10 protein-coding genes and 1 tRNA gene are annotated in these 11,460 nt (G+C 72.4%); 4 read left to right on the top strand and 7 right to left on the bottom strand.

All coding sequences use genetic code 11. The features are described 5' to 3' along the window. Positions 1–66: 66 nt before the first annotated feature. The 3 genes from ACFQ8Y_RS02455 to ACFQ8Y_RS02445 form a co-directional block, all read right to left on the bottom strand. The gene (locus ACFQ8Y_RS02455; protein ID WP_430584487.1) at positions 67–810 is read right to left on the bottom strand and encodes a GntR family transcriptional regulator; all 744 of its coding nucleotides are present in this window, start codon (positions 808–810) and stop codon (positions 67–69) included. 186 nt (positions 811–996) lie between these two features. Further along, positions 997–3,645 (bottom strand): hypothetical protein, encoded by a 2,649-nt coding sequence (locus tag ACFQ8Y_RS02450; protein WP_430584486.1) that lies wholly within the window; start codon positions 3,643–3,645, stop codon positions 997–999. Positions 3,646–3,910: 265 nt separating this feature from the next. Further along, complete coding sequence (locus ACFQ8Y_RS02445; RefSeq protein ID WP_430563586.1) at positions 3,911–4,768, bottom strand: DUF3800 domain-containing protein; 858 nt, start codon at positions 4,766–4,768, stop codon at positions 3,911–3,913. Between the two features lie 216 nt (positions 4,769–4,984). Between ACFQ8Y_RS02445 and ACFQ8Y_RS02440 the strand changes: the two genes are divergently transcribed. Further along, positions 4,985–5,554 carry a small multidrug efflux protein gene (locus ACFQ8Y_RS02440; protein ID WP_430584485.1) on the top strand — a complete coding sequence of 190 codons (570 nt, stop codon included), beginning with the start codon at positions 4,985–4,987 and terminating at the stop codon, positions 5,552–5,554. A 7-nt stretch (positions 5,555–5,561) separates the two neighbouring features. Here the strand turns inward: ACFQ8Y_RS02440 and ACFQ8Y_RS02435 are convergent, their stop codons facing one another. Beyond that, entirely contained in the window at positions 5,562–6,137 is a 576-nt protein-coding gene (locus ACFQ8Y_RS02435) for a dihydrofolate reductase family protein (protein ID WP_430584484.1), read from the bottom strand. 103 nt (positions 6,138–6,240) lie between these two features. After that, complete coding sequence (locus tag ACFQ8Y_RS02430) at positions 6,241–7,068, bottom strand: NAD(P)H-dependent oxidoreductase (RefSeq protein WP_430549443.1); 828 nt, start codon at positions 7,066–7,068, stop codon at positions 6,241–6,243. Between the two features lie 153 nt (positions 7,069–7,221). Here ACFQ8Y_RS02430 and ACFQ8Y_RS02425 point away from each other — a divergent pair, with 153 nt between their 5' ends. Then, positions 7,222–8,193 (top strand): cupin domain-containing protein, encoded by a 972-nt coding sequence (locus ACFQ8Y_RS02425; protein ID WP_430549442.1) that lies wholly within the window; start codon positions 7,222–7,224, stop codon positions 8,191–8,193. A gap of 322 nt (positions 8,194–8,515) precedes the next feature. On the opposite strand, the gene ACFQ8Y_RS02420 is transcribed toward ACFQ8Y_RS02425, so the two are convergent. Then, positions 8,516–9,292, bottom strand: coding sequence for a hypothetical protein (locus ACFQ8Y_RS02420; protein ID WP_430584483.1), 777 nt, complete (start codon positions 9,290–9,292; stop codon positions 8,516–8,518). 603 nt (positions 9,293–9,895) lie between these two features. Next, positions 9,896–9,979 (bottom strand) — tRNA-Leu (locus ACFQ8Y_RS02415). Positions 9,980–10,232: 253 nt separating this feature from the next. Between ACFQ8Y_RS02415 and ACFQ8Y_RS02410 the strand changes: the two genes are divergently transcribed. Both ACFQ8Y_RS02410 and ACFQ8Y_RS02405 read left to right on the top strand, forming a co-directional pair. Continuing rightward, the gene (locus ACFQ8Y_RS02410) at positions 10,233–10,952 is read left to right on the top strand and encodes an FhaA domain-containing protein (protein WP_430549440.1); all 720 of its coding nucleotides are present in this window, start codon (positions 10,233–10,235) and stop codon (positions 10,950–10,952) included. A 10-nt stretch (positions 10,953–10,962) separates the two neighbouring features. Beyond that, a complete protein-coding gene (locus ACFQ8Y_RS02405; protein ID WP_430584482.1) occupies positions 10,963–11,457 on the top strand; it encodes an FHA domain-containing protein in 495 nt (164 codons plus the stop codon). Positions 11,458–11,460 lie beyond the last annotated feature (3 nt).

The following is an 11,460-nucleotide window of genomic DNA, read 5'->3' as shown; positions in this document are numbered from 1 at the left end:
GCAACGTACAATTGCACCGACCGCGGACGCAAGGGCTTCCCGCGTCGTGAGCAGGGCGGATCCCGGTCAGCCGGCGTCGGCGGCGTCGCCCGCCGGACCCGCCGAGGCCCTCGACGACGCGCCCGAGCCCTGCCCCGACCAGACGTCGCGCACGTGCCTCAGGTGCCGGCGCATCCACGCCTCCGCGCCGGCCGCGTCGCCGGCCTCCAGGAGGTCGAGCAGCTCGTGGTGCTCCCGGATCGTGGCCACGAGACGACCTTCCTCGTGCAGGCCCTGGAGCCCGAGCAGCCGCGACATGCCGCGCAGCCGGCGGACCTCCTCGACCAGGCGCGCGTTCCCCGCGAGGGCGAGCACCTCGGTGTGGAAGGCCGTGTCGGCCGCGACGAACTCCTGCAGCTCGCCGGCCGCCGCCGTCGCGTCGATGCGGTCCGCGAGGGGGCGCAGCGCCCGCACCTGGGCGGCCGTCGCCAGCGTCGCGACGCGCGCCACCGTCGGCGCCTCGATGAGCTCGCGGATCTGGAGGATCTCCTCGAGCGCGACGTCGCCGAGCTCCACCACGCGGTAGCCCCGGTGCCGCAGCGTCTCGACCAGCCCCTCGCGGGTGAGCTCCATCATCGCCTCGCGCACCGGGGTCGCCGAGACGCCCAGCCGCTGGGCGAGGGCCGGGGCCGAGTAGATGGCCCCGGGCTCGAGCTCGCCGGCCACCATCGCCTCCCGCAACGTCACCAGGACGCGCGACCGGATGCTGTCGGGGACGTCCATCGACGCCAGGATCGACGGCCTGCCGCGGCCGCCCGCACCGCTGCTCATCTGCTGTCTCCTGGCCTCGACGTCACGGACGTGGCCAGGATGCCACGGGACCGCCACGGGTGTGCGCAGAGCGGACGCCCACGGCCCGGTCATGGGACCGGCCGGCCCGTCGGAGGGGTCGACGGGCCGGCCGGGGTCGGGGTGACGGTGCGCCCGCGCGGGGCGCTCCGTCGAGAGCGGGTCGGCTCAGCCGAAGGTCACCTCCAGCGTGCCGTCCGCGGCGAAGGACCAGTCGAGGTCGCCCGCGTAGGCGCCGCAGGCGGCGCTGTTGGAGCCGGACCAGAACTCGTTGGTGCCGTCGTCGCTCCCGACGATCCGGTCGTTGGAGCCGCTGTCGCACGACACGTTGCCGCTGAACCGGTGGCTGCCCTCGTCGAAGTTGAAGTTGCGCTCCTCGTTGCCGATGCTCACGTTGTCGGCGACCGTGATCGAGCCCGGGTTGCTGTTGTACGTGAACCCGTGCTTGCCGTTCTCGTAGGCGATGCTGCCCGTCACCACGTGGTCGACGGGGATGTCCTCGCCGCCCAGCTTGTAGCCGTTGCGGTCGCCGCTGCCGGCCTGCGAGCCGTCCGACAGCGTGCCGTTGTCGTAGGAGAGCGAGTCCTCGATGGTCACCACGCCGATGGGGCCCGTGTCCGACTTGGCGTACAGGTCCCAGCCGTCGTCGATGTTGTTGTGGGACACGCAGTCGCGGAACACGTTGCCCTCGCCGACCGTCAGCTTGGCCGCGAAGCCGTCCGCGTCCTCGCCGTCGGAGTCCACGTTGTCGTAGGACTCGGAGGAGAGCACCAGGTTGTTCGCCGGCCACTCCGCCTTCGGCGCGCCCGCGACCAGGCGGGCGATCTGCAGACCCGTGTCGGCGTTCCCGCGGGTGACGACGCGCTCGATCACGTTGTCGTCGCCGCCGAGCAGGATGCCGTTGTCGCCGGAGTTCTGGACCGTGATCCCGTACACGTGCCAGAAGTTGCCGCCGATGGCGAGGCCCCGGTTGGCGGAGTCCTCGGCCTGCGCGGAGAAGTCGAGCACCGGCGTCTCGCCCGGGTACGCCGACAGGAGCGTCCGCTCCGACGACGTGCCGTCGTTGCCCGGCTCGATCGTGAGCGTGTCGGCCAGGTCGTACTGGCCGCCGCGCAGGTAGATCGCCCCGCCCGGCTCCACGGCGGCGATCGCCGCGGCGACCGTCGTCGGGTCGGCCTCCGTGCCCGCCGCGCCGGCCGAGCCGTCGGGCGCCGCGTAGATGACCTCGCCGCTCGGGGTCGGCGGGTCGGTCGGCTCCGGGTCGGTCGGGTCCGTCGGGTCGGTGGGGTCGGTCGGGTCCGTCGAGCCCTGGCCGGCGTACGTCTCCAGCTCGGCCACCTTCGGCGTGCCGGAGGCGCTGGTGATCTCGAGGTCGAGCTTGCTCAGCGTGGTCGTGGGCAGGTTGACGACGCCCGCGCGGCTGCCGGTCGCGAGCACGGCTCCGGTGTCGTGGTTGACGACGCGGAACCCCGTGATCGTGCCCTCGGAGCCGGCCGCCTCGACGACCTTGGCCTGCGCCACGGTCTGCGGGGTGGCCCACTTGACGGACACGCGACCCGTGGTGCTCGACGGCGACCAGAACGTGCTCAGGTTGCCGTCGGTCACGTTGCCGAAGCTGCTGCCCGACGCCTTGGACGAGCCGTCCGCGCCGGCGCCGAGGCTGAGGTTGGCCCCGCTCGGCTCGTCCGTCGGGGGGTCGGTCGGCTCGCCGGTCGGCGGGTCCGTGGGCTCGCCGGTCGGCGGGTCGGTCGGCTCCGGCGTCGTCGCCTCGCACGAGCCGTCGGACACCCTGAGGCCCTTGTTCGCCCCGGCGGTCGCGGCGACGACGTCCGGCACGCAACCGGCGTCGTCGAGCGAGTAGTCGTAGGGGATGCTCACCGACGTCGTCGACGTCGGGTTCGGGCCGGCGGGGTTGTTGTCCTCGCCCGGCTCCGACCAGGTGACGTTGTCGAACGTGTTCCCGGCGACCTGCCAGTAGCCGGGCAGGTCGGTGTAGAACGTGCCGAGCACGTCCTTCGAGTCCTGGAAGTAGTTGCTGTCGACCTTCGCCTTGCCGCCGGCGCGCGCGTTGATGCCGGACTCGTGGATGTCGACGTAGTGGTTGTTGTAGATGTGGGCCGTCGCCCCGCGCAGCAGGGGGAGGCGCGAGTCGATGTTCTCGTAGAGGTTGTGGTGGTAGGTGACCGGCCCGTTGCCCAGGTCGCTGTCGCCCGAGCCGACGAGGCCGCCGCGGCCGGAGCCGCGAAGGATGCTGTAGGAGAGCGTCACGTACTTCGTGTCGCCCTTCATGTCGAAGAGGCCGTCGTAGCCCTCGGACTCGCCGCCCGAGGCCTCGAGCGTCACGTGGTCCGCCCACACGTTCGACACGCCGGACTCCATGCCGATCGCGTCGCCGCCGTTGGACGTCGGGGAGCCCGACTTCTTGACGTTCTTGACCGTGACGTTCTGGATGATGATGTTGCTGGCCTCGCGGATGTGGATGCCCACCTGGTCGAACGTGGCGCCGCTGCCCACCCCGACGAGCGTGACGTTGCTGATCTGCTTCAGCTCGATCACGCCGTCCGCGGTATTGCAGCTGTCTCCCGAGACCTTGCTCGTGTTGCCGTGGTTGATCGTGCCCTCGACCTGGATCGTGATCGGGGTGTCCTCGGACGCGCGGCCGCACAGGGCCTCGTGGATCTGGGTGCCGGTCGTCGCCTTCACGACGGAGCCGCCGGAGCCGCCCGTCGTGCCGCCGTTCTGGGTGGCGAACCCGGTCACGCCACCCTCCGCGGCCTGGGCGCCGAGCGTCATCGCGGTGACCCCGATCGCGGCCACCAGTGACGTCGTCACCCCCGCCGCGAGAAGTCGTCGTTTCGCGTGCCGTCTCATCGTTGCTGCCTCACCTTCGTCGTCGAACGCGGGACCTGCAGCCGGTGCCGGGGCCGCTCCGCTCGGCGGAACGACCGCTGTCCGAACCCACATTGGTTACGAACAGATCACAGCAACCGGTTTCTTGACCGTAGGGGACCGGTTTCCCGGAGCGCAACCCCCAATTTCACCCGGTCCGCGGATCGACGTGTGTTGACGGGACCGCCGGACGTCAGGCGGCGGGCTCCGCGGAGCTCCGCGCCCACCCGGCCAGGAGGTCGGCCACCTGCACGCGCGGATCGCGGCGGGAGTCCACCTGCCGCACCCCGAGGAGCGGCGGCGGTGCGGGCGAGACCGCCGCGGCGAGGGTCGCGGCCAGGACGGCGGTGCGCTGCCGCGTCAGCGCGCTCTGCTCGTCGTGCACGACGACGACCGAGCGGCGGCCGTCGCTCCACCGCAGCACCGTCTCGGCCAGCGCCGGCACCAGCGGCTCGAGCGGGGGCGGGACGGCGGGGTCGCCGTCGAGCAGCCGGTCCAGGACCGCCACGACGTCGCGCCGGGCCACGCCGGCCAGCTCCGGCACCCCGTCGGCCACCACGCCAGGGACCAGGGCGAGGAACCGGTCGACGGCGGCGCGGTCCGGCCGGCGCCGGTGCTTGAGGTGGGTCATCGCGACGAACGCGGCGAGGACGTCGGCCCGCTCCCGCAGGACGGCGACCGCGCGGACGCGGTCGTGACCGAGGCGCGTCCCGTCGACGTACGACGGCTCGCCCGTGAGCAGGTCGAGCACCCGCCCCGCGACGTGGTCCCGCTTGTCGACGACGTGCACCGTCGAGCGTCCCGCGAGCTCCGCCAGGAACCACGCCACCGCCTCCGGCTGCCCGGGCCGCAGCAGCAGGTGGGCCTTGTGCTCCGTCGTCCGGCGATGGTTGAAACGCGACCGCAGCGTGCCGAGCACGGCGGCCGCCTCGTCACGGGTGAGGTCCACCCCCGCGTGCGCGATCACCGGCGACGCCGGGTCCAGCAGGTTCGTCCCGGTGAAGCCCGACTCGTCGCACGCGATCTCCACGATGGCGACCGGCCCGGACATGACGTCATCGTGGCGCGGCCGCTCGCCCACCACCACCGCATTCCGGGGACGGACCTGCCGTGCCCCCGTCCCTGCCGGCCGGCCCCATGACAGATGTCACGGCCGAGGCGTGCGATCGGCACGGGAACCGGTGACTCCGGGCACTACCGAGCCTTCTCGCTCGCGGGTGGACTGGGTGCATCGTCCGACACGCCCCCGACACCCCCGGAGCACCTCGTGAATCTCGTCGACACCTTCCAGGACCTGGTCGCCCAGGTACCCGACCTGGTCCAGCCCCTGATCGTCGCGGTCGCGGCCATGGTCCCCTTCATCGAGGGGGAGGGCGGCGCGACCATCGGCATCATCGGCGGGATCCACCCCGCGGTCGCGGCCGTCGCCGCGATGCTCGGCAACTTCCTCGCCGTCACCGCCGTCGTGCTCGCCAGCGCCGGCGCCCGTGACGCGGTCGTGAACCGCCGCCGGGCGAAGGCCCGGCAGAGCAGCCCCGTCCCGGTGGGCTCCGGGCCCGCGCCGGGCGGCAAGGGCGCGCTCGGACCGGCGGAGGACCGCCGCGACGCGCGCCGGGCGAAGTTCCAGCGCGCCTACGAGCGCTACGGCGTCCCCGGCGTCAGCCTCCTCGGCCCGCTGCTGCTGCCCACCCACTTCACGGCCTCGATGCTGGTGGCGTCCGGCGTCGGCAAGGCGCGCGTGCTCGTCTGGCAGGCGGTGGCGATCGTCGGCTGGACCACGGTCACCGCCTTCGTCGCCAGCCGGCTGCTGAACCTCGTGTCCGGAACGGCTGCCTGAGACGCCGTCAGCGCACGACGTCGTAGACGAGCTTGACCACGCCGTTCGCGTACGCGGCCGACTCCCGCAACGACAGGGCGCGGCGGTCCGCGCCCTTCGTGCCGAAGATCGTCTTCCCCCCGGGGAGCAGGTACGGGAACACGAGCAGGTTGTAGCGGTCGACGAGGCCGGCCTCGCCCAACCGCAGCGCGAGCTCCGCGCTGCCGTGGATGAAGATCGGGCCGCCGTCGGTCTGCTTGAGGGCGGCGACGTCCTGCGTGCCGCGCAGGATCGTCGTCGGACCCCAGCCGTCGACGAGGGCGTCGTCGTCGAGCGTCGACGACACGACGAACTTCGGGAGGTCCCGGTACGCCGCGTGGTCGTCGGAGCCGGGCCAGACCGCCGAGAACGCCTCGTAGCTGCGACGACCGAACATCAGGGCCGTCGTCTCCTCGAGCTCCTCGCCCTTGAGCGCGTACGCCTCGGGGAGGAACTCGGTGTCGAACACCCACCCGCCCCCGGGGTGGCCCTCGGCCGTCCCGCCCGGAGAGTCGACCGAGCCGTCGAGGGTGATGAATCCGGTATAGACGAGCTCTCGTGCCATGGTCCCGCTCCTGTCGTGTGGCCTTCACTGCTGTCACTCCGAGGTCGAACGGCCGCGGCCCGGATCGACATCGTCGCGCGAACCGCCTGCGACCGGTGCGGCGTCAGGCAGGCAGCCCGAGGCTCCCCGGCGCCTCGGCACGATGGATACCGAGGTCGGTGCGGCCGGGCAGCAGGTCCGGGTGCAGCGCCCGGAGGTCCGACGGGTAGTCGCCGTCGCGCAGGCGGCGGAACGGCCGGCCGCGCTCGGTGCCGATCCCCGCGAGCCGCGCACGCAGCCGCTGCGCCTCGCGGTCCGCCGCGGCGGCGTCCAGGGAGTCGGCGTCGTGCACGACGTGCAGGTCGAGGGCCTCGATCCCGACGTACCAGAGCGCGCCGTGGGTGAGCGGGAAGAGCAGGGAGTCGAGGTCGCCGCTGACACCCCGGGGTCCCAGCGTGCGCTCGTCCTCGCCGACGGTCACCACGATGAGCGCCTTGCGCCGCGTGAGCCCGCCGTCGCCGTACCGTCGCGGCAGCCCGAGCACCGGGTCGAGGCCGTTGTCGTAGGCGAAGCCCTCCGTGAAGGTGCGGTCCAGCCAACCCTTGAGGATCGCCGGCGGCCCGTACCACCACAGCGGGAACTGGAGCACGAGCAGCTCCGCGCGAGCGACCTTCTCGTGCTCCGCCCGCACGTCCGGGGCGGTCTGGCCGCGGGCGTAGGCCTCCCCGGCCAGCGTGGCCAGGTTGCCGGGCCGGTCCGCGAGCTCGCCCAGGTCCCTCGCACCGAGCACGGGGTCGAAGCCCAGCTCGTAGAGGTCCGACGTCGCGACGTCGTGGTCCCGGGACAACGCCTCGACGCCGGCGCGGTACAGGTGGCCGTTGAGGGAGCTGCGGCGCGGGTGCGCGAGGACCCACAGCGCGGAGCCGGGGGTGGGCGTCTGGTCGACGGACATCGTGACCTCCAGGGGTGGGAGCGGATCGGAGCCTCGCCCGGTGCGTCGTGCGGGGCCGGGCTCCTCGGGTACGAGACGAGTCCACCCCTCGCCCGTGAGACGGAGAATGGTTGGAACGCTGGACCAGATACGTCGTCGTCTAACCTCGTGAGGGTGGACACCCTGACGGAAGTGCTCGACAACCTCCGCGCCTCGGGCTCCCTCATCGGGCAGGACGTGCTCACCGCGCCGTGGTCGGTCTGCGTCGAGGCGGGCCCCACGATCACGCTCGTGGCGATGCTCCGGGGTGACGGGTGGGTCCTGCATGACGACGCCGACCCGGTCCACCTGGGCACCCGGGACCTCGCGGTGCTCACCGGGCAGGGCAGTGCCCTTCTGGCCAGCGACCGCGAGGGCGGCGGTCACCCCATCTGCGCCCTGACCGCGGAGGGCGTCCGCGACGACGCGTCCGGGCAGCTCCTCGAGCAGGAACGTCTCGGCCACGGTGAGGCGGGCGGCACGTCGCCCCTGGTGGCCGAGCACGCGCTGCTGGCCGGGTCGTTCCGCACCTCGGGCCGCATCGCCGAGCGCCTGGTCGGTGCGCTGCCGCCCGTGCTCGTGGTGCCCCGCGCGCAGCAGAGCGCCCGCACGCTGGACCTGCTCGAGAGCGAGCTCGATCGGCAGGAGCCCGGCCAGCAGGCCGTGCTCGACCGGCTCCTGGACATCCTGCTGATCGGGGCCCTGCGGGACTGGTTCGCCCTGCCCCAGGCCGCCGCCCCCGCCTGGTACGGGGCCGCGGGAGACCCGGTGGTCGGCCCGGCGCTCAGGGCTCTGCACGCCGACCCGTCGCGCGCGTGGACCGTCGAGGCGCTGGCGCGCCGGGCCCGCGTCTCGCGGGCGACCTTCGCCCGCCGCTTCACCGAGGCGATGGGGGAGCCACCCATCTCCTACCTCGCGGGCTGGAGGCTGTGCCTGGCGGCGGACCTCCTGCAGGAGCGCGACGACACCCTCGAGTCCATCGCCCGTCAGGTCGGCTACTCCAACGCCTACGCCCTCAGCGCCGCGTTCACCCGGGAGTACGGCGTGCGCCCGAGCCGGTACCGCTCCCAGGCCCGGCACGGCACCGAGCAGCCCGTGGCGTCGTGAGCCGGCCGGGTCGCACCGTCCCCAACGCAGCGAGGCCCGTCCATGGTGGCCTCCGGGCACACCCGGCTGCGGCCCGCAGGCACACCGGCCTCTCCGCGACGGTTTCCTGGCTGGGGCGGACGCCGCTCTTCAGTGGCGAGGGTCAGCCAGGGCCTGTTCGGAAGTACTGGTCAGGGCGTTGCTGGAGCCAGGCGATGGGGACGGCCGCGATCTGGGCGACGTCGCGCGGAGGGGCTGATCTCGGTGCGAGAAGGGCCTCCGGCCCGGCGACGTGGAAAGGGACGTCCCCGGGCCGGAGGCCCTTGCTGCGTGGTGCGACGCGTCAGACCTTCGGGGTCGCGGTGGTCGTGCCGCCCCCGTTGGTCGTGGTCGGAGCGATCGTGACGCGGTAGTTGTACTTGTGCGAGGCCGTGAACTTGTAGGTCTTCAGGCCGTACTTGTCCAGGGTGAGCGTCTTGCGCGTGTGCCAGCCGGTGGAGTTCTTGTACTGCACCTTCACCTTGGCGTACGAGTACGAGTGCCAGCCGGACGGGGTGTACCTCTTCAGGCCGATCTTGACGGTCTTGTGGCTGCCGCTCGAGGTCACCCGGACGACGTTGCCGTACTTGAGCTTGCCGTCGATCGAGGACTTCATCATGAAGGTGCCGCGGGAGTACGAGGCGTCCTTGAGCGTGACGTCCGGCGTGGTCGAGTTGTAGTCGGTGTCGACCACCACGCGCACGTTCTTCACCTTGAAGGTGCCGCGGCCCCAGGACGACTTCGCGGCGATGTAGGTGTCCAGGCTCTTGTAGTTCTGCGAGGCGACCGAGCCCAGGTCGAGGTTCTTCGCGACGCGGGTGCTGCCGCGGTAGATGTCGGCGGAGATGTCGGCCCACCAGTACTGGCCGTAGCCGCTGAGGTTGCCGAGCTTCACGCTCGTGTGGACGTCGTAGTACTTCGTCGCGGAGTTGGTCCCGGTGCTGCCGTTGGAGGGCGTGACCTTGATCGAGGTCACGTCGATCGCCGGGGCGGCGGCTGCGGTCGCGGGAGCGACGGCGGTGCCGAGCAAGAGCGAGGCCGCCGCCACCGTGGTGACCGCGAGCTTGGACAGGATGCGCATGGGGACCCTTTCGAGGGGAGAGATGAGCCGCGCGGATCCTATTCAGGTACCCGTGATATGTGCCCGCCGAAACCACCGCCCGGACCGCCCAGGACCTGCGGTAGCGGATACCGGCGAGCGGCCTCGCCGGCGGGGCGACAGGTCGCGCAGGCCCGGGATGCCGGGCCTCGCGGGGGCTGACCGGTCGGCCGTCGCCTCCCGCCCCGCCCTCCCGCGCGGCACGCGGCGGTCGTCCGAGGCCCGAAGATTTCACCCGCCCGGCCCACGCATGGCCGCCTCCGCAGGTGCGCAGAGGGCCCCGGCCAGACAGACACCCGCTCCTCACCGATCGGTAGGCATGAGGCGTCGCTCTTCCTCCGTCCTCACGGGCCCCCTCGCCAGCGAGGGCCGACGGTGGCCGGGGCGGTGTGGTGGCGGTCGTGGTTGTCGTCGGAGCTCGGCGGGTGGGACGAGTCCGCTTGACCAGGCTCGAGACCAGGAGAGGGCTCGCGCCGTCACCCACAGCCGGATCAGACCTCCCGGAACGCAGAAAGTCCCGGCCAGGAGAACCTGACCGGGACTTTCCGAAGGTGTTCCGGCCCTGAAGCCGAAACCCTCCTCACGTGCGCGAGGGGGGAGTTGAACCCCCACGCCCTCTCGGGCACACGGACCTGAACCGTGCGCGTCTGCCTATTCCGCCACTCGCGCGTGCCGCAGAAGATTAGCACGGCGCCGGGGGTGCTCCCCAATCCCCTGCTGAGGGGTCTGCGCGCCCGGGAACGGCCCGGACCCGCCGTTGACGGTGAGCGTGGCGGCCGTCACCGCGCCGTGACCTGCCGGTTCCGCTTCTGCGCCGAGCGTTCGCAGGAAATCCACACCGCGCGGAGGAGTGGTGCTGCGGCGCTGCCTACGATCTAGATAGTCTGCCCGCGGACGTGTCGGGCCAATGGGAGGAGGTGGCATGGGCGCCCTGGATCGCTTCGAGAAAGGCGTGGAGCGCGTGATGAACAACGCGTTCGCGAAGGTGGGTCGCAACAGCGAGATCAAGCCGGTCGAGCTGGCGAGCCGCCTGCGGCGCGAGATCGACGACCGCGCTGCCGTCGTCGGGCGCGACCGCACGGTCGTGCCGAACGAGTTCACGATCGAGCTGTCGTCCGCGGACTTCTCGCAGATCGACGCCTGGGGCGCGGAGACGATGGCCGACGAGCTGGCCACGAACCTCACCGAGTACGCCGCCTCGCAGCACTACGCCTTCGTGGGCCCGGTCAGCGTGTCGTTCGAGGAGCACGAGGACCTGCCGGGCGGCCGGTTCCAGCTCCGCTCCGCGACCGTGCGCGGCAACGTCGCCCCCGCCACGTCGGCGGCGCCGTCCACCCGCCACCCCCTCATCGACATCGACGGCCAGCGCTACCTGCTCACCGGCCCGGTGACGGTCATCGGCCGCGACGCCGAGGCCGACATCGTGGTCGACGACCCGGGGGTCTCGCGCCGCCACCTGGAGATCCGCGTGACGCCGGAGGGTGTCGTCGCGACCGACCTCGGCTCCACGAACGGCCTGTTCGTCGAGGGCCACCAGGTGCCCGCCGCCACCCTGCTGGACGGCAACACCCTGACCATCGGCCGTACCCGCATCATGTTCTGGACCGGCAGCGCCTCGGGCCAGCAGACCGAAGGCTGGTGATCCCCCCAGGATGAGTGAGCTGACGATCACCCTGCTGCGGCTGGGCTACCTGGTGCTGCTCTGGGTGTTCGTGCTCTCCGCGATCGCGGTGCTGCGCCGCGACCTGGCGCCGCGCGGCGCCCCGCGAGCCTCCAAGGCCGAGCGCCGTCGTGCCGAGTCGGCACCGGCCGCCGGTGCTCCCGCCACCGCCGCGCCCGCGCCCGCCCGGCGCTCCGGTCCCACGCGCCTGGTCGTGACGACCGGCCCGCTGACCGGCACCACCCTCCCGCTGTCCTCGGCGTCGATCCTCATCGGGCGGTCGCCGGGCTGCACCCTCGTGCTCGACGACGACTACTCGTCGTCGCGGCACGCCCGCATCTTCCCGCAGGGTGACCAGTGGTACGTGGAGGACCTCGGATCGACGAACGGCACCTTCATCGGGGACGCCCAGGTGTCGGGACCGCAGCCGCTGGCGCCGGGTGTCGGCGTCCGGATCGGCCAGTCCGTCGTCGAGCTCCAGGGGTGACCG

It is taken from the genome of Isoptericola sp. NPDC056605, assembly GCF_042792795.1.
Lineage (GTDB): Bacteria > Actinomycetota > Actinomycetes > Actinomycetales > Cellulomonadaceae > Isoptericola.
The sequence above is the reverse complement of the archived record's forward strand: the minus strand, read 5'-3'. Positions and strand labels throughout refer to the sequence as shown.